We start from the raw sequence: 20,301 nt of genomic DNA on the forward strand, positions 1-20,301 counted from the left end.
CTGACAGCTGACTGTCGAAAATCCAAGCCCCGGGGCGAGTGCCCGGGGCTTTGCCATGTGGACACTCGCCTCTGTCACTGAGGAGTCCCCCATGTACGACCACCGCAAGCTCGGCCGCGAACTCGGCCTGTTCGACTCCGACCCGCTGATCGGTGCGGGTCTGCCGTACTGGCTGCCGGCCGGTGCCGCGATCCGCCAGTCCCTCGAGCGCTACATCGTCGACGTCGAGCGAAGAGCCGGCTACCAGCAGGTCTATTCGCCGGTGCTCGGCAAGCGCGAGCTGTACGAGATCTCGGGTCACTGGTCGAAGTACAGCGAGGACATGTATCCGCCGATGGACATCGGTGGGGAGGAAGTTGTGTTGAGGCCGAGCCTGTGCCCACACCACGCGTTGATGTTCCGCTCACGGGCCCACAGCTATCGCGAGCTGCCGCTGCGCATGTCGGAGCTCGGCGGGCAGTACCGGTCGGAGCTGTCCGGCGTACTGGGCGGGCTGACCAGAGTTCGAGCCATGCAGCTGAACGACGGGCACATCTTCTGCATGCTGGAGCAGGTCGCCGACGAGGCCTTGGCCGCCCTTGAGCTGATCAAGCAGGCGCACAGCGACATGGGCATCAGCGCGTCGAGCTACATGCTCTCGTTGCCCGCCGAGGACGCACGCCTCGGCGAACCATCGAGCAAGTACGTCGGTGACGCAGAGAGCTGGGCGATCGCCGCCGACCTGCTGCGCGACGTACTGGAAAAGGCCGGAGTCCCGTACTCCGAGGTGCCTGGCGAGGCAGCCTTCTACGGCCCGAAGATCGACATCCAGATCGAGGACTCGGCGGGCCGGGAGTCGACCCTGTCCACCATCCAGGTCGACTTCCACCAGCCGGCCGCGTTCGGGCTGGAGTACATCGGTGCCGACGGCAACAAGCACCGCCCGGTGATGATCCACCGCGCCATCGTGGGCAGCATCGAGCGGGCCGTCGCCCACCTGATCGAGGTCCACGGCGGAGCCTTCCCCGCCTGGTTGGCCCCGGTGCAGCTCGTCGTACTGCCGATCTCGGACGACCAGGAGAAGCTGTCCGGCGAGGTCGCGCGGCGAGCGCGCGATCGCGGGCTGCGGGTCGAGATCGCGCATGCCGACGAGGGCACCTTGGGCGCCAGGATCCGCGAGAACCGGCTGGCGCCGTACCAGGCCGTCATCGGCCCCCGCGAAGCCGACGCCGGCACCCTCGCCCTACGCCTCCGCAACGCCAACCAGTTGCCCCCAGCCCCCATCGCCGAGGCCCTCGACCAGTTGGCCAAGGCCTGCAACCCCCTGATCCGCGACTGACTCAGCGGGGCTGCAGTTGGCCGATCAGGTGGGTAAGGGAGCGGTCCTCGTTGTAGAGGGCGAAGTCGGTCGGGCCGGCGTCGGGGGTTCGGCGGTGGGCGAAGGTGACTCGGGAGGGGAGGAGGAGTGGTTTGCGGAAGTCGACGCGGACTGTGTAGGCGTCGGGGAGGCCGCCGGCTCGCTGGATGGAGGCGAGGGCGGCGGCCTTGGCCCACATGCCGTGGGCGATCTGGCGCGGGAATCCGAAGGCCTGTGCCGACAGCTTGAACAGGTGGATCGGGTTGCGGTCACCCGAGGCGGCGGCGTACCGGCGGCCGAGGTTGGCGCGCAGGTCCCAGGCGGCGGTCGGCTCGAGCTCCGGGTCGGGGAGCAGGTCGGCGTGTGCCGACGGGGTGCCCGCGGAGCGGCTCAGCAGCGTGGTCGAGTCGGTCCAGACGACCTCGTCGTCCACGCTGACCTGGCTGAGGATGTCGAAGACGGTGCCCTTCGGATGCGGGCGCTCCGGGCTGCTGTGCACGCTGATCGCGAACTCCGCGTGCATCGGCAGCGGCTTGAGCTGGGTGATCGTGTTCGACAGGTGCACGATGCCCATCGGCTTGTACGGGAACGAAGGATCCGACATCAGATCCAGGTGCAGCGGAAACGCGAGCACGTGCGGATACGTGACCGGCAACGCCGGGCCCGCGCTGAACCCGGTCACTTCCCGGTACGCCGCGAGGTGGTCCTGGTCGACCGCGGCACGCGGCAACTCCAGGGTCAGCCCGTCGGCGTCCGGCTCGTACTCCGCTTTGCGCAGCGTCGCCTTGACCGTCCGTGCGTACAGCGCGCCGAAGCCCGGCGAGTCGTCGTACCGGCGGGTCGGCATCTCAGGCTCCGAGCATGCTCTGGCCGCAGACGCGGACCACGTTGCCGGTGACGCCGGCCGAGGCCGGATCGGCGAACCAGGCGATCGTCTCGGCGACGTCGATCGGTAGGCCACCCTGCTGCAGCGAGTTGATCCGGCGCCCCACCTCGCGAATCGCGAACGGCACCTTCGCGGTCATCTCGGTCTCGATGAACCCGGGCGCGACGGCGTTGATCCGGATCTGCCGCTCGGCCAGCCGTGGCGCTAGCGCATCGACCAGGCCGATCACGCCGGCCTTGGAGGTCGCGTAGTTGGTCTGACCATTGTTGCCCGCGATGCCGGCGATGGAGGCGACGCCGATCACCGAACCACCGTCGTTCAGCCCGCCGGACTCCAGCAGGTGCGCAGTGATCCGCTCCGGCGCCCGAAGGTTGACGTCGAGGACGGCGTCCCAGGCGTCGGTCCGCATGTTCGCCAGGCGCTTGTCGCGCGTGATGCCCGCGTTGTGGACGACGATGTCGAGCCCGCCGAGCTCTGCGCCGGCCGCCGCGATCCGTTGTGGCGCGTCGATCGCGGTCACGTCGAGCAGCAGCTCACTGCCGCCGATCTTGGTCATCACCTTGCGCAGGTCGTTGGCGTTCTGCGGTACGTCGACCCCCAGCACGGTCGCGCCGTCCCGCGCGAGGGTCTGCGCGATCGCGGCGCCGATGCCCCGCGCCGCGCCAGTGACAAGCGCGACCTTCCCGGCCAGGGGAGCGGTTGGGTCGTTGCCGACCAGAGGGCCGGTGCCGACGCGGACGACCTGGCCGTCGACATACGCGGACTTGGGGGAGAGGAAGAAGCGCAGGGTCGAGTCGAGTTGCTCGTGCGCGTCCGGGGCGACGTACACGAGGTTGACCGTCGCGCCTCGCTTGACCTCCTTGGCCAGCGACCTGGTGAAGCCCTCCAGGGCGCGCTGCGCGATCTGCTGCTCGGGCGACGCGGACAGCTCCGGAGTACGGCCGACGACGATCACGCGTCCCGCAGTACCGAGCTGGCGAATGAGTGGTGAGAAGAAGCGCTGCAGCGAGGTGAGGTCTGCCGTCGAGGCCGCACCGGTCGCGTCGAAGACGAGTGCCTTCGGGCGAAGGGTGCTGGACGCGACGCCTTCGGCCGCAGTACTGAAGGAGGCTCCGACATCGCGCAGCAAGGCCTGGATCGCCTTGCCTGCATCGGTTTCGCCGATCGCGCCGAAGACCACCTGGCCGTCGATCACCGGCGAGCCTTCGGTCCAGCGCGGCAACGGGGTCGGGTCGGGGAGCCCGAGGTTCTTCACCAGCGTGCGGCCCAGCGGCGTACGGGTGAAAGTCTGGTAGCGATCCGTCATCTTCGGTCTGCTCCTACTTCTCGAGGATGGCGACGACGCCCTGGCCACCGGCGGCACAGATCGAGATCAGGCCGCGGCCACCGCCGTTCTCGTCCAACTGCTTGGCCAGTGCGGCGACGATCCGGCCGCCAGTTGCGGCGAACGGGTGCCCCGCCGCCAGCGAGCTGCCGTTGACGTTCAGCTTGTCGCGGTCGATCTCGCCCAGCGGCGCGTCCAGGCCGAGCCGCTCCTTGCAGAAGATCGGGTCCTCCCAGGCTTTCAGCGTGGACAGGACCTGTGAGGCGAACGCCTCGTGGATCTCGTAGTAGTCGAAGTCTTGCAGGGTGAGACCCGCTCGCTGGAGCATGCGCGGTACGGCGTACGCGGGGGCCATCAGCAGCCCTTCCGCGCCCTTCACGTAGTCGACGGCCGCGGTCTGCGAGTGGGTCAGGTAGGCGAGCGGCCTGAGTCCGTGCTCGGCGGCCCACTCGTCCGTCGACAGCAGGACCGTGGAGGCGCCGTCGGTCAGGGGAGTGGAGTTGCCGGCGGTCATGGTCGCCGTCTCGCCCTTGCCGAACACCGGCTTGAGCTTCGCGAGCTTCTCGACGGTCGTGTCGGGGCGCAGGTTCTGGTCCTTCTCCAGGCTGAGGTACGGCGTGATGAGCTCCTGCTGGAAGCCACGGTCGTACGCCTTGGCCAGGTTGACGTGCGAACGGTAGGCCAGCTCGTCCTGCGCCTCGCGGGTGATGCCCCACTCGAGCGCGGTCAGGGCGGCGTGCTCGCCCATCGACTTGCGCGTCCGCGGCTCGGCGTTGCGGGGGATCTCCGGTACTACGTCCTTCGGGCGGACGCGGGCCAGGACCTTGAGACGGTCCTGGAGCGACTTGGCCCGGTTGAGGTCGAGGAGGACGTTGCGCAGCGCGTTGTTGACCGCGATGGGCGCGTCACTGGCCGTGTCGACGCCACCCGCGATGCCGGCGTCGATCTGGCCGAGCGCGATCTTGTTGGCGACCAGGATCGCCGCCTCCAGACCGGTGCCACAGGCCTGCTGGATGTCGTACGCCGGAGTGGTGGGCGCGAGCTTCGAGCCGAGGACTACCTCGCGGACCATGTTCCAGTCGCGCGCGTGCTTGAGGACCGCACCGGCGACCACCTCGCCGACCTCCTGGCCGCCGAGCCCGGTGCGGTCGACCAGACCGTTGAGGGCGGCGGTGAGCATGTCGGAGTTCGAGGCGTGCCGGTAGGTCTTGTCCTGCCGGGCGAAGGGGATGCGGTTGCCGGCGACGACTGCCACCTTGCGGATCTCGGTCACTGGTTGTCTCCTGCGGTGCGTGAGGGTGAGCGCCGGGCGGTGGCCTTGCCATGCTTGGTCCTACCGGTGCTGCTCGTACTCGTCCTGCCGGCTGTGCTGTTGGTGCTGGCCGCTTTGGTGGTGCCGCCGGCCTTGAGTGCTCCGTTGGTGGCGCGCCTGGGGCCCGCCTTGGCGGGCGTAGTACCGGTGAGTGCTTTGCGGCCGACTGCTGTGGCCAGCGTTGCCGTGATGGCGGTCGCCCGCACCGTGCCGATGTCGGCCTGGTGGACCACCGGGTGGCCGGGGCGATCGCCTTGGTGCGGTGTGTCGCGCGAAACGATGAGCCCCATCCGCGCCATGTGCATCGCGCCGAGCGTCTGGGTGTAGAGGTGGTTGGCGAGGTAGTCGGTGTCGACCTCGTCGAAGACGCCCGTCCGCTGACCGGCCTTGAGGATCGCCGAGATCCGGTCCAGCGCACTGGCCATCGCGGCACCAAGTTTCACCATCACCGGCTCGGTGATCTCGCCGAACAGTTCTTCCCCGGTACGCCGCAGCAGGCTCATCGCGCAGTCGGCGAACGCCGGATACTCCAGGCAGAAGTCGACGAACACCTCGCTGAGCGCGCGCAGCCTGGTCATCGGCGCTTTGCGCGGCCCGTCGACTTGTTGCAGCCGCTCGTCGAGCTCGCCGAGATAGTCGACCAGGGTGAGCGCGAACAGCTCTTCCTTGCCCGCGAAATGCCGGTAGATCAGCGCCTTGTTGATCCCGACCCGCTTGGCGATGTCGTCGATCTGGGCGTCGATCGCGCCGCGCTCGTCGAACAGGTCCCGGGTCGCCCGGATGATGTCCCGCTCCCGGTCGCGACGACGCTCCGCCGTGGTCCGGCGGCGTCCGATCGCGAGCAGCGCGGAGCTCATGGACCGATCTTAGCCATAGCGGTACCCCTGAGTGCAAACGATAGTTACACTCGTGGGTAACATGTTCTCGTCGGCAGCCGCGAGGCCGGCGGCGCCACCCCTGCAGTGTTTGCTTGTCACCCGTTGTCGGAGGAATCGCAGATCATGACCGAGTCTCCCGCAGTACCGGCTCCCGCAGCATCGGCTCCCGACGTACCGGCTCCCGTGGTGTCGGCCGATGTGATGGCGCTGGCCGGCGAACTCGCCGCCGAGCGCTCGAAGCCGGGCTGGAGCACCTTCTCGCTCGGCCTGAACGAGGACCAGCTGGAGCTCCAGCGATGGGCCCACGACTTCGCCGAGACGGTGATCCGGCCGGCCGCCTCCGAGTGGGACGAACGCGAGACGACGCCGTGGCCGGTGATCCAGGAGGCCGCGAAGATCGGCCTGTACGGGCTGGACGCGAACATCAACCTCTTCATCGACCCGTCCGGCCTGCTGATGCCGGTGGTCCAGGAGGAACTGTTCTGGGGTGACGCCGGTATCGGCATGTCCCTGGTCGGCACCGGCCTGGCCAGCTCCGCGATCTTCTCCAACGGCACCCCCGAGCAGTGGAGCGAGTGGCTGCCCCGCTGCTACGGCACCCCCGACGACGTGGTGGTCGCCGCCTTCTGCTCCTCCGAGCCCGGCGCCGGCTCCGACGTCTCCGCGATCCGCACCCGGGCGACGTACGACGAAAAGACCGACGAGTGGGTCATCAACGGCCAGAAGGCCTGGGCCACCAACGGCGGCATCGCCGACATCCACGTGGTCGTCGCCACGGTCGACCCGTCGCTGGGGACGAAGGGCCAGGCGGCTTTCGTAGTACCGCGTACTGAGGTGAAGGGGCTTGAGCAGGGCACCAAGCTCCGCAAGCATGGCCTGCGCGCATCGCACACGGCCGACGTCTTCTTCGACAACGTCCGCATCCCGGCCGGAAATGTCCTTGGTGGCAAGGAGAAGCTGGACGCTAGGTTGGCGAAAGCACGCGAGCCCCAGCCGGGTGACCGAGCCCGCAACGCCTCGATGGCCACCTTCGAGATGACCCGTCACATCGTCGGCGCCCAGGCAATCGGGATCGCGCGGGCGGCGTACGAGTTCGCCCTTGAGTACGCGAAGGGCCGCGAACAGTTCGGCCGCCCGATCATCGACAACCAGGGCATCGCCTTCAAACTCGCCGACATGGCGATGGAAATCGACGCCGCCCGCCTCCTGGTCTGGCGAGCCGCTAACATGTCCGCCGCCCTGATGCGCGGCGAAACCCCCAACTACCGCACCGGCGAAGGCTCCATGGCCAAACTCAAGGCCGGCGAAGTAGCAGTCAAGGTCACCGAAGAAGCCATCCAAATCCTCGGCGGCAACGGCTACACCCGCGAATACCCCGTAGAACGCATGCACCGAGACGCCAAAATCTACACAATCTTCGAAGGCACCTCAGAAATCCAGCGCCTAGTAATCTCCCGAGCCATCTCCGGAATGCGCATCAGGTAAGGATTTTCTTCCCCCGCCAGTGCTACGCCCGCTCCTCCGTCGCGCGCTCCGCACCGGCCCCGCCCACCCCTACCTCACTTGCGGGCTACCGCCCGCACCTTGGGCGCTGCCGCGCCCATCCGACTACCCGTGGTCGACGTGATCCGCAGCTCAACCGCGGTCCCGTCAACCCGGGTTCACACCGGCCACCCTCATCCTCCTTGCGGGCTACCGCCAGCACGGCTTGGGCGCTGTCGCACCCGACCGACTACCGGCGCCTGGCGTGTTCCGCACCGCGGCCGTCGGCCTCTCCGGCCGGATACTCGAGCGGAGCGGACTGCCGACCTCCCGACAAGAGGCTAATCCCACCCCGCCCACGACGGCGAGTGTCAGGGTGCGGTCACAGGGAGCGCGGCTGTTCTGTCTGTGTTGGTGAAAGCCGACCAGCCGAGGAGTCGAACCATGCCCGAAGCGCCGATCAGGGCCCGCATGCGGCCGCGCGGACCCGATGAACAGCACCGTGCGGCCAGTCCGCTCGAACTGCTCTTCGATCTCACATTCGTGGTCGCGGTCGCGGCCGCCGCAGCTGAGCTGGCGCACAGTCTCGCGAGTGGTCACTACGCCGTGATCGGGTTCCTGCAGGTGTTCTTCGCGATCTGGTGGGCGTGGATGAACTTCACCTGGTTCGCCACTGCCTACGACACCGACGACGTGGCCTACCGGCTGCTCACCATGGTGCAGATGGGCGGCGTGCTGGTGCTGGCGGCCGGCGTACCGGCTGCGGCGGCCGAGGCCGACTTCCGGGTCGTGACGCTCGGGTACCTGATCATGCGCGGCGGCCAGATCGTCCAGTGGCTTCGCGCCGCGGTGGAGGACCCCGATGGACGCCGCACTGCGATCCGGAATGCCGTGGGGATCAGCCTGCTCCAGGTCGGTTGGCTGATCCGGCTGGCTACCGGTGAGACCACCACCCTCACCTTCGTCTGCCTGGCCGTGCTCGAGCTGACCGTGCCTTGGTGGGCGCAGCGCACCGGGGAGACGGGCTGGCACCCGCACCACGTGGCCGAGCGGTACGGCCTCTTCACCATCATCCTGCTGGGCGAGAGTGTGCTTGCCGCCAGCAACGCTGTCCGGGCCACCGAGGTCAGCCTGGCGATGGTGGTCGTGGCGGCGGGCGGCCTGGTGCTGCTGTTCTCCCTGTGGTGGCTCTACTTCCTCCAGCCGGCCGGCGCCGGGCTCGAAGCCAACCGGGACAAGTCTTTCATCTGGGGCTACGGCCACTACGGCCTGTTCGCGGCACTCGCCGCACTCGGCGCAGGACTGGAGGTCGCGGTCGAACAGACCAGCCATCCACTCCCGATCTCACCAACCGCCACAGGCTTCGCCATCGCCGTACCGGCAGCGGTGTTCGTAGTACTGCTGTGGGCGGTGAACTGGCCGATCGTCGCCGCACCACTGGTGCGCCCGTCGACGAGCATCGCGGCCGCGACCCTGATCACCCTCACGCCGCTGCTCGCTCCGTACGGCGGCGTGCAACTGGTCGTCGTACTGATTGCCACAGTGTGCGTACTGCTGGTCACCGTGACCCTGCTGCAGACCGTCGCCCGTCACAGCCCGACGGACTGTCCGGTCATTGCTGGTGACATCAACCGTCATCCAGGAGAGCAGAACCATGAATGACCAGAAACCCACCATCGTCCTCGTGCACGGCGCGTTCGCGGAGTCCGCGAGCTGGAACGGCGTGATCGAGTGTCTGCACAAGGAGTCGCTGGACGTCGTCGCGGCCGCCAACCCACTGCGTGGTCTCGCCGAGGACGCGGCCTACATCCGGGACGTGATCGCCGGGATCGGCGGCCCGGTCGTCCTGGCGGGCCATTCGTACGGCGGCATGGTGATCACCGAGGCCGCGTCCGGCAACACGTCGGTGCTCGGCCTGGTGTACGTCGACGCGTTCACACCCGAGCACGGGGAGAGCGCCCTCGAACTAGCCGCCAAGTTCCCCGGCAGCACGCTCGGTGAGACGCTGCACGCCTACCCGGTCGCGTCGGGCGGGAACGATCTCGCCATCCAGCAGGACAAGTTCCACCAGCAGTTCGCCGCCGACGTACCCGCGGAGCAAGCCGCCCTGATGGCCGCCACCCAACGACCGGTGACCGAGAAGGCGCTCACCGACGGACTGCCCACCACCGCGCCGGCCTGGCGGACGATCCCGTCCTGGTTCGTGATCAGCGACCAGGACCTCTGCATCCCCGTCGCCGCTCACCGGTACTTCGCAGAACGAGCGGGCGCCCGCGGGATCCGCGAGGTAGCCGGTGCCTCTCACGCCCTGAGCGTCTCGCAGCCCGCCGAGGTGGCCGCAAGCATCCTCGACGCTGTCAAGGCGGTCTCCAACTGACGCCCAGAACGAAAGCAGAACGGGGATGACCTCGGCATCGGGGGCGACGGTCGCGACCATAGCGCGCATCTGCTGTACGCCTCTTCGAGGCTGTGCAGAGCTAGTCAGCGGACTGCGGCGATGACGTGGTGGTCGGCGGATTGATAGAGCGGGCCAACTTCCGTGAAGCCGGCAGACGCCAAGGCGTTCATCAGCATTGGCAAGGTCACCGCGGTCTCGGGTTCGGTGAGGGTAGCTAGGGCTGAGGCTCGTTGGTTGAGCAGGGTTTTGAAGGCTGGTTCGGTGTGGGCTGATTGCCACCAGTCGGTCCAGGTTTCGGCGTTGGCGGGTGCGCCGCCGCCGTCCCAGAGGTGTTGGCGGAGGTCTACGGCCAGGCGGTCGAGTTGGGGGCGCTGGTGGGGGTCCAGGCGCAGGGTGTCGGCGATTACCAGGACGCCGCCGGGGCGTAGGTGGGATGCCAGGGTGGCGAGTAGCGGGCCCAGCTGGCTTGGGCTGAGGTAGTGGATTGCGCTCACCGAGGTGATGGCGTCGAAGGTGCCTTCCTTGAGCCAGCCTTTCTCGCAGTAGTTGGCTTGGATGTAGGTGGCGGAATCTGGGTGGGCCTGGCGGGCTAGTTCTAGGAGGAAAGGGTCTAGGTCGACGCCGGTGAGGTCGGCGGTGGGGAAGCGGTGGCGGGCTCGGCCGAGCAATGAGCCCGGGCCGCAGCCGAGGTCGAGCAAACGCGGCGTCGGGCCGGCCAGTCGTTCGACGATGTCGAGGATCAGCCGCAGGCTGTGTTCGCGGTCTGGGAGGTAGTTGCTTTGTTGGGCGTCCCAGCGCTGGAGCCAGGTTTGCCAGTCGACTGTGGCCGTCATCTGTTCGTCCTCGGGTCGGGTGGTGGTGCGATACTATCGATAATGATTCTCAGATTCATTAGGTCAACAGAGGTGGTTGTCGATGGTGGGTGAGCCGGTGCCGGTGACGGTGCTGTCCGGGTTCTTGGGGGCGGGAAAGACCACGTTGCTGAACCATGTGCTCGCCAACCGGGAGGACCGGCGGGTTGCGGTGATCGTCAATGACATGAGTGAGGTGAACATCGACGCCGCGCTGATCGCCGGGCAGGGGCGGCTGGATCGGACCGAAGAACGGCTGGTTGAGCTGACCAACGGGTGCATCTGTTGCACCTTGCGCGAGGATCTGCTCGCCAGCGTTGCCGAGTTGGCTGCCGAGGGGCGGTTCGACTCGATTCTGATCGAGTCGACCGGGATCTCGGAGCCGATGCCGGTGGCTGCGACTTTCGAGTGGGAGTTCGAGGACGGCACGAGCCTGTCCGACCATGCCCGGCTCGACACGATGGTGACAGTCGTCGACGCCAGCGGGTTCCTGCGCGAGCTGGCCGTCGGCGATCGGCTGGCCGAGCGAGGGCTGGCCACGGCCGAGGAGGACGAACGCAGTATCTCGGACCTCCTCGTCGATCAGGTCGAGTTCGCCGACGTACTCGTCATCAGCAAGGCCGATCTGGTCTCGACCGAGGAACTTGGCCGGCTCGAGGGCGTACTGCGCAGGTTCAACCCCACGGCCCGCCTGATCTACGGCCGGTACGGCGAAATTCCGATCGGCGAGGTACTCGACACGCGTCGCTACAACCCGGTGATGGCCGCACAGTCACCCGGCTGGCTCGCCGAGCTGGAAGGCGGGCACACGCCCGAGACCGAGGAGTACGGCATTAGGTCGGTCACCTACCGATCGCCGCGTCCGTTCCATCCGGTCCGGCTGATGAAAGCCCTCGCGGATTGGGACGGAGTACTGCGCAGCAAGGGGTTCTGCTGGGTCGCCAGCCGCCCGGATGTGCTCGCGGTCTGGTCGCAGGCAGGGCCCAACCTCAGCATCGAGCCGGGCCAGAAACTGCGCACTCCGGATGAGACACCCGGTCAGGAGCTCGTGTTCATCGGGGTCGACCTCGATCTGGACGAGCCGCGGAGACGACTCGACCCTGCCTTGCTGACCGACGAGGAGTTTGCGCAAGGCCCGGCCGGCTGGGCGAAGTTCGAAGATCCCCTCCCGGACTGGGATCTGGGTGAGCTCGACCACGACCACTCCCACGACGCGTACCGCGGTCCTGGCGACCGGTCAGGTGTTTCGGTTCGAGCGCTCGACCGCCAGGACTTCGACGGCGACCCAGCCGGTACTGCGTTGATTGCACTGGTCGAGAGCATCCAGCAGCAGCCGCCGTACTCGTACCAGCCCGGCGAGATCCGGCCGGCCTCCAGTTGGTTCCCGGCGCTGCTGGCGACCTCGCGCCTAGCTTTGGTGGCGACGGCCGACGAGCATCCGGTCGGGTACTGCGTCAGTCTGCCCATCACCGCGTACGGAAAGCTGGACGACCTGATCCCGCAACTCCAACTGGACCCGGCGACCACGGAGTACCTGGCCGAGTTGGGTGTCGACTCGTCCAGGCGACGGCACGGGATCGCCTCAACACTCCTTGAGCGCATGCACCACGGCCTTCCCCCGTCCACGACCGCGGTCGTCGTTCGCACGCTGGCCGGGAACGAACCCGCAATCGCCTTCTACAAACTCCACGGCTACGAGCTGATCGACGGCGTGACGCAGCTGTGGAACGGCCGCGAGCGGATCTTCCTGATACGACGACTGGCCGGCTGATCTCTAGCCGTACTGAGGCCGGTAGCGCACAAGGATCTCGGGGTTCTTGCCGTCCGCGGCTTGCGGGCTGACCGCAGTACCGGAATGTGGTGGTGGGCGTGTCAGGGCGGTGACTGGGTGGTGTCAGCGCCTGGCGGCATCGTCATCCTCATGAATACGACAAGCGGTGTGACCGTACACGGACAGGTTGAGGACGGATGGGGAAAGGTCGCGGACGCGTTCCGGGCCAACTTCGAGGGAAACCCCGGTGAGGCGGGCGCGTCGTGTTGCGTCTACGAAGGCGGTCGGCCGGTCGTCGACCTGTGGGGTGGCTTCGCCGACACGGCGACTCAGCGGCCGTGGCAACGGGACACCATCGCGCAGGTCGCTTCCACGACGAAGGGCGCTACCGCGATCTGCGCGCACATGCTGGCCCAGCGCGGTGAGCTCGACCTGGACGCCCCGGTGGTCAAGTACTGGCCGGAGTTCGGTGCGGGAGGCAAGGACCAGATCCCGGTGCGCTGGCTGCTGTCGCACCAGGCGGGTCTGCCGGTCGTCGACGGGCCGCTGACCCTCGAGGACGCGTACGCCTGGGACCCGGTGATCCGGGCGCTGGAGGCACAGAAGCCGTTGTGGCAGCCCGGTACGGAGCACGTCTACCACTCGATGACCTACGGCTACCTGGTCGGTGAGGTCGTCCGCCGGATCTCCGGCAAGTCGCTCGGCACGTTCTTCGCCGACGAGGTGGCGGGTCCGCTCGGTCTGCGGGCCTGGATCGGGTTGCCCGAGGAGGAGGAAGACAAGGTGGCGACGATCGAGTACGCCGCCCCGTTCACCCTGGAGGAGATGACCCAAGGCATTCTCGAGACCACTGGGCTGGACGCGGAGACGGTCAACACCTGGATGACTTCGGTCTGGGGCGAGGACTCCGTCCAGGCGAAAGCCGGAACGCTCGGTGGCGCTTTCGACCCGACCTCGGACTACTTCACCAAGCGTGCCTGGCGTGCGGCTGAGGTCCCGGCCGCGAACATGACCGCCGACGCACGCTCGATCGCTCGGATGTACGCCGCTACGGTGAGCGACGTGGACGGGATCCGGCTGCTGGAGCCGGCCACGGTCGAGCGGGCGATCGAAGTACAGACTGACAAGACTCGGATGCACGGGCTGCCGCCGGGTCTGGAGTTGCCGGCCGAGCGCTCCTTCTACATGTCGCTCGGCTTCTGGAAGTCGTGCCCGCCGCAGCCGATGCTGGGCCCGAACTCGTTCGGCCACCCGGGCTCCGGCGGCTCGATCGGCTGGGCGGACCCTGACGCGGGCGTCGGCTTCGGCTACGCGATGAACCTCTGGTCGTTCCGCGTCGGCGAACCGCGGGCCTCGAGCCTCGCCAACGCCGTCAAGTCCTGCCTCAGCTGACATCCTGAGAGAAGTTGCCCTTGCCAACAATGCCAAGGGCAACTTCTTCTTGTGGCGCCCATGCCATGTCGACTGTGTGTCATTCCCACATGAGCATGGAGTGAGCACGCACATCGAGAGTCTTGATCACGACCACTTGCCGGACGACGGCTGCGAGATCGTCCAGCACGACGACCACCTACACGACGCTCACCGCCACTACCAACGCGGCGACCACGTCCACGAGCACTGAGCAGTACGATGGATGAAGACCGCGTACTGGTTGCTTCGCCCAGAACTCCGCCGAGCAGGGCTCTTGACGGCGTGCCGCCCCACTGACAACACGGCCGGTGGTGTATACGTGCGCTTGGAGCTTTCGCGGTGGGACGAGTCGCAGGCGGTGTTGTCGTCGATGATCGTCGACGGCGGTCAGGAGCAGGCGATCGGGTTCGCCGTCAGAGTCGCAAGGGTGATCCATCCCGACCGGGACCCGGGCAGGGCGGCGAGGAAGGCGTCCGCCGCGACGACCCACCAGGAACCCGATGCCACTGCCCGCCTCGGGAAAGTCGAGATCGCAGACCATGAAGACGACCGGCAATGGGTCTGGAACAACAGCAAACGATAGCCGTTTCCATCCGCCGATGAACCCATTCACGGTCATCCCGTGGGCTGCTAGCCCAGCGGGCGTTCCTGCGGGGGTTGCCACAATCTCATTGGCCGGACGTCGACCACGCGTCATGTAGACCGTAGTCGCCTGCCGTGAGATCTTTCGTGCATGGCGGTCGATGGGGCGGAGTGGGACTTCTTTGTTTCTTACACCCAGGCAGATCGTAGGTGGGCGGAGTGGATCGCCTGGATCCTGGAGGAAAAGGGCTTTCGGGTCCTGATTCAGGCTTGGGACTTCGTTCCTGGAAGCAACTGGCTCGACGACATGCAAGCCGGCGCGGCGCGATCCGAGCGGACGTTGGCGGTTCTGTCGGAGGCCTACCTGGGTTCCAAGTTCGGACAAGCTGAGTGGCTGGCAGCCTGGGGGCAGGACGAGGACGGTACAGACCGGAAGTTGCTACCCGTACGCGTCACTGACTGTGACAGGCCCGGCTTCCTGAGTGGCGTAGTCGGCATCGACCTCTTCGGTGTGGACGAGGCCAAGGCCAAAGCACGCCTGCTGGCCGCGGTCGATGGTGCTGTCTCGGGCCGGGTCAAGCCTGTGGCTCAGCCCGGGTTCCCGGGGCAAAGCCGGGTGCGTGGCCGGCGGACCCCGTTTCCGAACGCGTTGCCGACGGTCTGGAAGGTACCCTCGCGCAACTTCAACTTTGTCGGCCGGACCGAAGATCTCGAATGGCTGAGGCGAGAGGTCGCCGCGGAGTCCCGGGTCGTGGTGCAGTCGATTCGCGGGATGGGTGGGGTTGGGAAGACCCAATTGGCGACGGAGTTCGCCCACCGCAACGCAGGGCAGTACGAACTCGTCTGGTGGATCGAGGCCGAGAAGGTGGCAACGATTCCCGATCAGTTCGCGAGGATGGCCGATGAGTTGGGCATGGAGCCGAATGCCGATCCCGAGAAATTGCGCGCCCAGGTTCATCGCGCGCTGCAAGGTCTGACCGGATGGCTGCTGATCTTTGACAACGCGGACAGCGTCGAGGCTCTGCAGCCGTGGCTGCCCACGATGCCCTTGGCACCGGGCATGCCGGGGCACGTGATCGTCACCACTCGTCGTAGTGGTTTCGGTGCGCTCGGCGAGGTCCTCCAAGTCGATGTACTGCACAAAGACGCGGCTGTAGCACTCCTGTCGGCGCGCGTGAGTGGTCTGGATCGCGGCGTTGCGGAGGAGATCGCCGAGGCCGTCGGCTGCTTGCCGCTGGCCCTGGAGAAGACGGCCGCATTTCTGGACCGAAGCCAGATGCCGGCTGCCGAGTATCTGGAAATTCTCACGTCGCGCACCGAGGCGACGCTCGACAAGGGCCAGCGGCCCACCCGAGGAGACACCGTCGCGACGGTGTGGACTCTCAGCTTCGAGAGACTCCTGAACGAGAACCCCGCCGCTATGCAGTTGATGGACATCTGTGCCTATCTGGCGCCCGAGGCGATACCGCTCAACCTCTTTACCGAACACGCTGACCTTTTGCCTGTGCCGCTGTCGGACGCGGCTTCGGACCCGCTGGCCTTCGGCGAGGCCATCGCCGCGCTCGCGGACTACTCGTTGGTCGAGCGCACCGGCACCAACTTGCAGATCCACCGCCTGGTCCAGGCTGCGCTCCGCTCTCGGCACCAATCTCCCTCGGCGTTCGCGAACCCGTGGGCGGCCGCAGTGCGGTTGTTGTGGGCAGACACGCCGGGCACGATCATCGGCGAACCCCAGAACTGGCCACGCTGGCGGCAGTTGCTACCTCATGTGCTGGCGGCGACAGGGTTCGTCGATAGCATGGCGGGGCCGTCGGGTGAGCAGGCGACCATGGATGCGGCTTGGCTGCTGGCCCGAGCGGCGACCTACTTGCAGGTCCATGCCAGGCCGAGCGAGGCGAGCCCGCTGATGGAGCACGCTCTGCACCTCGCAGAGGCGACGCACGGGCCGAAGCACCCGGATGTGGCGACGATCTTGAGTCTTCTGGCGAACATCCTGCGAGACTTGGCCGACTTCAGGGGAGCCGAACCCCTGCTGCGACGAGCTCTGTCCATCGACGAGGCGAACTACGGCCCTGTGCACACCGATGTCGCGACCCGCCTGGGCCTACTGGCGAGGATCCTGCGGGACCGAGGCAATGCCGTTGAGGCGAAACCGTTGATGGAACGAGCGCTGCGGATCACCGAGACCGTTTGCGGGCCTGACGACAGCTCGGTCGCGGTGCGCCTGAGTGGACTCGCCGGAGTCCTGAGGGACCTGAAGGAGGCGGACGCCGCCCGCCCGCTGATGGAACGGGCTCTCGTCATCGATGAGAAGGAGTTCGGCCCGAATCACCCGTCCACGGCGAACGCTCTGAACAACCTGGCGCTGGTCCTGCGTGACCTCGGCAAAGTGGAGGACGCGAAGCCCTTGATGGAACGGGCGCTGCGCATCAAGGAGAGCACTTACGGATCCGACCATCCCGAGGTGGCGAGCGGCTTGAGCAGCCTGGGGCTGATTCTACAGGGCCTGGACGATGCGGCCTCGGCGAAGCCATTGATGGAGCGGGCGCTGGAGATCCGGGAGAACACCTACTGGCCCGGGCACCCGGAGGTGGCGAGCAGTCTGAGCAAGTTGGCGTCGATCCTGCTGGATCTCGGCGATCCAGCAGGAGCGCGGCCGCTGATGCAGCGGGCGCTGCAGATCTTGGAGAAGATCCATGGACCTGACGACGACCGCGTGACCAGGCTGCGAGACGAACTCGCCCGCATCACCGCCGAGGGGATCGCCGATGAGTGAGTCGCCCGAGATGGTGCTGGCGTACTGGTCTGAGCATCGGGCACAGCTCAGGCAGTCGGAGAGTCAGCGCGCCGTCATGACCAACTACATCCTCTTGATCACGACCGCGGTCAGCGGCTTCATCGTGCAGCAGAATCTCAAGCCCGCCACGATCACCCTGTCGCTTCTCATCGCCTTCATCGGTCTGTACGGCGCCGTCGCCGCCGCCAAGTACCACGAACGCGCTGAGTATCACCTGTTCCAGGCGCGAGCCTTGACCCGTGTTCTGATCGAGCTGGAGGCTTTGGGTGATCACTCCGAAGTGCTTGCCGACGCACGGCAGATACATCGGACGAAGTACCCACGGATGAACCGGCTCCGGCTGCACAAGCTCTGGACCGGCCTCCACGGCGCGATTGCCGTCTATGGCGTAGTGCTGACGGTCGTCACGCTGGCCCGCGCCGGATCGTGAGGACACTGAGCCAGCAGCGGTAGGAAGGAAGCGCGGCTTCCGATGGAGTTCGCGCTGGGGAAACTCCTGTGACTTGGTTGTGGGTGGGGGGTTACGGTGCCTGCATGGCTGGTGAGGGTGGGTTGTTGCCGCGGTCGGCGCCGGGTGATTCGGGAGTGTCGTCCCGTGCGGTCGGCGCGTTGCTGGATCGGCTTGAAGAGCTGTCCGTGGAGTGTCACTCGATCATGGTGGTGCGCGGTGGGCACGTTGTGGCCGAAGGGTGGTGGGCGCCGTACGACGCCGAACGTCCGCACCTTCTCTACTCGCTGACCAAGTCGTTCACCGCGATCGCCGTCGGGATCGTGATCGGCGACGGGTTGCTCTCGCTCGACGACCGGGTGGTGGACCTGCTCCCGGATCATGTTCCGGCTGACATCTCGGAGCAGGGGCGTCGGCTGACCGTCCATCACCTGCTGTCCATGACGACCGGGCACCGCGATGACAGCCTCACCGAGGCCTGGGAGCTGGAGCCGGGCGACCTGGTGAAAGGCTTCCTGCGCGTGCCGTTTCCCTATCCCGAGGGAACCCGGCACGCCTACGACAACTCGACCACCTTCGTGCTGGCCCGGATCGTCGAGCGGGTGACCGGCATCGGCCTCCCGGAGTTTGTCGACGAGCGGCTGTTCAAGCCGATGGGCATCGACCACGCCGTATGGGACCGGGTGGCGAGCGGTGCCGCGTTCGGCTTCCATGGGCTGCACCTCAAGACCGAGGCCGTCGCTGCATTCGGTGAACTCCTACTGCGCAAAGGCCGTTGGGGCAATCAGCAGCTTGTACCCCGCGAATGGGTGGAGCTCGCGACCAGGCGGCACATCGAGACCCTGCCACCCGAGGACGCGGCAGCCGACTGGGAATCCAACCCCGACTTTCTCTGCGGGTACGGCTACCAATTCTGGATCGGGCGCCACGGGTACCACGGCAACGGCGCTTTCGGACAGCATTGCGTGGTTGTCCCCTCCCACGATCTCGTGGTGGTCGTGACCTCGGCCGTCGACCAGGGAACGGCACTGCCCGGCGCCATCTGGGAGTGCCTGCTGCCTGGCATCGACCAAGCAGCCAGCCCCCAGGACGACGAGATGCTCGCCGATCGGCTGCAGCAGCTGTCACTCAAGCCGGTACCGGGTACAGCCGAGCCGGCGCGTTCCGCCAAGGCAACCCTCGACGCATCCGCGGAGGACTCGGCTCTGCCCGACGGCACCCTCGTGGTCGTCGATCCAGTGGACGGCGGATGGCTCGTGCGATGTGGCACGCTCTTCACCGTCGAGGTCGGACACGGCGAATGGCGGGAGAGTTCTCCGCTCGGTCGCCCTGTCGTGGCGGACGGCGGCTGGCAGGGCAACACGTTCGTCGCCGAGCTCTACGTCATCACCAGCCCGCATCGGGTCCGGCTGGTGGTCGACGCCGACGCCGGTACTGCGATGGCGAGGTGGAACATGGTTCCCCTGACCGGTCCCCGGCTGGAGCTTCACCTGCAGTCGCCATTGATGACCCGGCCCGACGTCGCGTAGTTCAGCTGATGTGCAGGGTCCGGAATTGAGCCGGATCCGCAGGGGAGCGGTCGGTGATCTGGATCGGCGGCGAGGGCCATTGCCAGACGGGGATCTCCGGTGTGCGGGTGAAGTGGATCCGGCCGCGGGTTCCCTCGACGTCGACGTGCGGCCAGGACTCCGCGATACGGGTTCGGTCCGGGCCGTGAGTCCGCAGTACGGAGGCTAGGACGGTGATTGCGTCGTAGCCCTCGAACGCCACGAAGGAAGGCGCCTGGCCCAGATTGTTGCTGAGGGCCCCTTCTACTCGGGTGCCGAGTGGAGTGAGCTGCTCGGGGAGGTAGCGCAGGAACGGGACCGCCGTACCGTCGGTGCCGAGCAACGCGGCCCATTCGGCGAACTCGGGTTGACCGGCTGGGGCGCCGATGAGCAACCCGGCGAGCCGGGCGTCCCGGCGTACGGACTGGACGATCGGGACCGCTGGCTCCGGATGGCCGGTCAGCAGGAGAAGGGCTGTCGCGCGATTGGCGGCGAGCTCGTCGCACACGGCGTACGGGGTGAGCATGTCGAGTTCCATGATGATGCCGCCGCGTTCGGCGAGGTAGTTCCGCAGGATGCGGATCCCCGCTGCCCAGTAGATGCTCGGCGCAGCTGCTACCGCAATGCGGGTGTGACCCGCCTTGAGGAGGAAGTCGGCGTAGAGCTGCCAGCCACGCGACTGAGGCGGACAGAGGCGCGCCACCCAGTCCGTTGGCTGTTCTGTGAGCTCGTCGAGCACCGCTGACGAGCAAAGAAACGGTACGCCGAGGGCGTCGGCTCTTGTCGCGGCCGCGCGGGCAACAACGCTGTGGTACTCGCCAACCACCGCAGCCACGCCCAGCCCAGCCAGCTCATCGACTGCCGCCACAGCCTTCTCCGGATCAGCCGCTGTGTCTCGGACGACCAACTCGAGTGGCCTGCCGGAGATCCCGCCGGCTTCGTTGACCTCGCTGACGGCCAGCGAGAGTCCGGCGAGCAAGTGCTCGCCTGCCTCGACCCAACCAGGCTGACTGAGCGGGGCCAGGGCCCCGAGCTGGACAGGTGATCCGCCGGAAAGTGTCATCGCAGCTCGAGCTCCTTGCGAGCTTCGCCGACCCAGCGCAGTACGCCGTGAGCCGCTGAGCTCTCGGCCAGCTCGGCCGCCTCCTTCAGATGCGCCGCAGCGTCGTCACGCCGATCCTCCTGGGCCGCCAGAAGTCCAGCTTGCTCGATGCGATCCGCGGCAGTCATGCCGTGATCGTAGCGACCGCGCGAGACCGCTTCCCGCGGCGCGGTC

The 20,301-nt window shown here is 67.2% G+C and carries 18 protein-coding genes; 11 read left to right on the forward strand and 7 right to left on the reverse strand.

The window, feature by feature from the left end:
- Positions 1 to 55 precede the first annotated feature (55 nt).
- Positions 56 to 1,318, forward strand: coding sequence for a threonine--tRNA ligase (gene thrS / locus AB0F51_RS04270; RefSeq protein WP_360273747.1), 1,263 nt, complete (start codon positions 56 to 58; stop codon positions 1,316 to 1,318).
- 1 nt (position 1,319) lies between these two features.
- Here the strand turns inward: thrS and AB0F51_RS04275 are convergent, their stop codons facing one another.
- Genes AB0F51_RS04275 through AB0F51_RS04290 form a run of 4 tightly spaced genes read right to left on the reverse strand, consistent with a single transcriptional unit; the run spans position 1,320 to position 5,715 of the window.
- Positions 1,320 to 2,183 (reverse strand): MaoC/PaaZ C-terminal domain-containing protein, encoded by an 864-nt coding sequence (locus AB0F51_RS04275; RefSeq protein WP_360273750.1) that lies wholly within the window; start codon positions 2,181 to 2,183, stop codon positions 1,320 to 1,322.
- Between the two features lies 1 nt (position 2,184).
- Positions 2,185 to 3,528: a 3-oxoacyl-ACP reductase gene (locus AB0F51_RS04280; RefSeq protein WP_360273753.1), complete on the reverse strand. Its 1,344-nt coding sequence runs from the start codon at positions 3,526 to 3,528 to the stop codon at positions 2,185 to 2,187.
- A gap of 13 nt (positions 3,529 to 3,541) precedes the next feature.
- Positions 3,542 to 4,819 (reverse strand): acetyl-CoA C-acetyltransferase, encoded by a 1,278-nt coding sequence (locus AB0F51_RS04285; protein WP_360273756.1) that lies wholly within the window; start codon positions 4,817 to 4,819, stop codon positions 3,542 to 3,544.
- Positions 4,816 to 5,715 carry a TetR/AcrR family transcriptional regulator gene (locus AB0F51_RS04290; protein ID WP_360273759.1) on the reverse strand — a complete coding sequence of 300 codons (900 nt, stop codon included), beginning with the start codon at positions 5,713 to 5,715 and terminating at the stop codon, positions 4,816 to 4,818. Before AB0F51_RS04290 ends, AB0F51_RS04285 begins: the two co-directional genes overlap by 4 nt.
- A 144-nt stretch (positions 5,716 to 5,859) precedes the next feature.
- On the opposite strand from AB0F51_RS04290, the gene AB0F51_RS04295 reads away from it, so the two are divergent.
- From AB0F51_RS04295 to AB0F51_RS04305, 3 genes are all read left to right on the forward strand, one after another.
- Positions 5,860 to 7,221 (forward strand): acyl-CoA dehydrogenase family protein, encoded by a 1,362-nt coding sequence (locus tag AB0F51_RS04295; RefSeq protein WP_360273762.1) that lies wholly within the window; start codon positions 5,860 to 5,862, stop codon positions 7,219 to 7,221.
- Between the two features lie 441 nt (positions 7,222 to 7,662).
- On the forward strand, positions 7,663 to 8,880 hold the full coding sequence (locus AB0F51_RS04300) for a low temperature requirement protein A (protein WP_360273765.1): 1,218 nt from the start codon (positions 7,663 to 7,665) through the stop codon (positions 8,878 to 8,880).
- Positions 8,873 to 9,595 carry an alpha/beta hydrolase gene (locus AB0F51_RS04305; RefSeq protein ID WP_360273767.1) on the forward strand — a complete coding sequence of 241 codons (723 nt, stop codon included), beginning with the start codon at positions 8,873 to 8,875 and terminating at the stop codon, positions 9,593 to 9,595. The genes AB0F51_RS04300 and AB0F51_RS04305 overlap by 8 nt, the downstream gene beginning before the upstream one ends.
- 104 nt (positions 9,596 to 9,699) lie before the next feature.
- Here AB0F51_RS04305 and AB0F51_RS04310 read toward each other — a convergent pair whose 3' ends face one another.
- Positions 9,700 to 10,449, reverse strand: coding sequence for a class I SAM-dependent methyltransferase (locus AB0F51_RS04310; RefSeq protein ID WP_360273770.1), 750 nt, complete (start codon positions 10,447 to 10,449; stop codon positions 9,700 to 9,702).
- Positions 10,450 to 10,531: 82 nt separating this feature from the next.
- Here AB0F51_RS04310 and AB0F51_RS04315 point away from each other — a divergent pair, with 82 nt between their 5' ends.
- The 7 genes from AB0F51_RS04315 to AB0F51_RS04345 all read left to right on the forward strand — a co-directional run bounded on the left by AB0F51_RS04315 (position 10,532) and on the right by AB0F51_RS04345 (position 19,007).
- Positions 10,532 to 12,238, forward strand: a complete 1,707-nt coding sequence (locus tag AB0F51_RS04315; protein ID WP_360273773.1) for a GNAT family N-acetyltransferase — start codon at positions 10,532 to 10,534, stop codon at positions 12,236 to 12,238.
- 168 nt (positions 12,239 to 12,406) lie between these two features.
- The gene (locus AB0F51_RS04320) at positions 12,407 to 13,630 is read left to right on the forward strand and encodes a serine hydrolase domain-containing protein (protein WP_360273776.1); all 1,224 of its coding nucleotides are present in this window, start codon (positions 12,407 to 12,409) and stop codon (positions 13,628 to 13,630) included.
- Positions 13,631 to 13,730: 100 nt separating this feature from the next.
- Positions 13,731 to 13,862, forward strand: a complete 132-nt coding sequence (locus AB0F51_RS04325) for a zinc transporter permease (protein ID WP_360273779.1) — start codon at positions 13,731 to 13,733, stop codon at positions 13,860 to 13,862.
- A gap of 108 nt (positions 13,863 to 13,970) precedes the next feature.
- On the forward strand, positions 13,971 to 14,234 hold the full coding sequence (locus AB0F51_RS04330) for a hypothetical protein (RefSeq protein WP_360273782.1): 264 nt from the start codon (positions 13,971 to 13,973) through the stop codon (positions 14,232 to 14,234).
- A 150-nt stretch (positions 14,235 to 14,384) separates the two neighbouring features.
- A complete protein-coding gene (gene fxsT / locus AB0F51_RS04335; RefSeq protein ID WP_360273785.1) occupies positions 14,385 to 17,009 on the forward strand; it encodes an FxSxx-COOH system tetratricopeptide repeat protein in 2,625 nt (874 codons plus the stop codon).
- Entirely contained in the window at positions 17,002 to 17,460 is a 459-nt protein-coding gene (locus AB0F51_RS04340; protein ID WP_360273788.1) for a hypothetical protein, read from the forward strand. The genes fxsT and AB0F51_RS04340 overlap by 8 nt, the downstream gene beginning before the upstream one ends.
- 104 nt (positions 17,461 to 17,564) lie before the next feature.
- Positions 17,565 to 19,007, forward strand: a complete 1,443-nt coding sequence (locus tag AB0F51_RS04345) for a serine hydrolase (protein WP_360273790.1) — start codon at positions 17,565 to 17,567, stop codon at positions 19,005 to 19,007.
- 1 nt (position 19,008) lies between these two features.
- Here AB0F51_RS04345 and AB0F51_RS04350 read toward each other — a convergent pair whose 3' ends face one another.
- Positions 19,009 to 20,088 (reverse strand): ABC transporter substrate-binding protein, encoded by a 1,080-nt coding sequence (locus AB0F51_RS04350; RefSeq protein WP_360273793.1) that lies wholly within the window; start codon positions 20,086 to 20,088, stop codon positions 19,009 to 19,011.
- Positions 20,085 to 20,255, reverse strand: a complete 171-nt coding sequence (locus AB0F51_RS04355) for a hypothetical protein (RefSeq protein WP_360273796.1) — start codon at positions 20,253 to 20,255, stop codon at positions 20,085 to 20,087. The genes AB0F51_RS04350 and AB0F51_RS04355 overlap by 4 nt, the downstream gene beginning before the upstream one ends.
- Positions 20,256 to 20,301: the final 46 nt, after the last annotated feature.

Origin of the sequence: Kribbella sp. NPDC023855 (assembly GCF_040639475.1) — a bacterium.
Taxonomy (GTDB): Bacteria; Actinomycetota; Actinomycetes; order Propionibacteriales; family Kribbellaceae; genus Kribbella.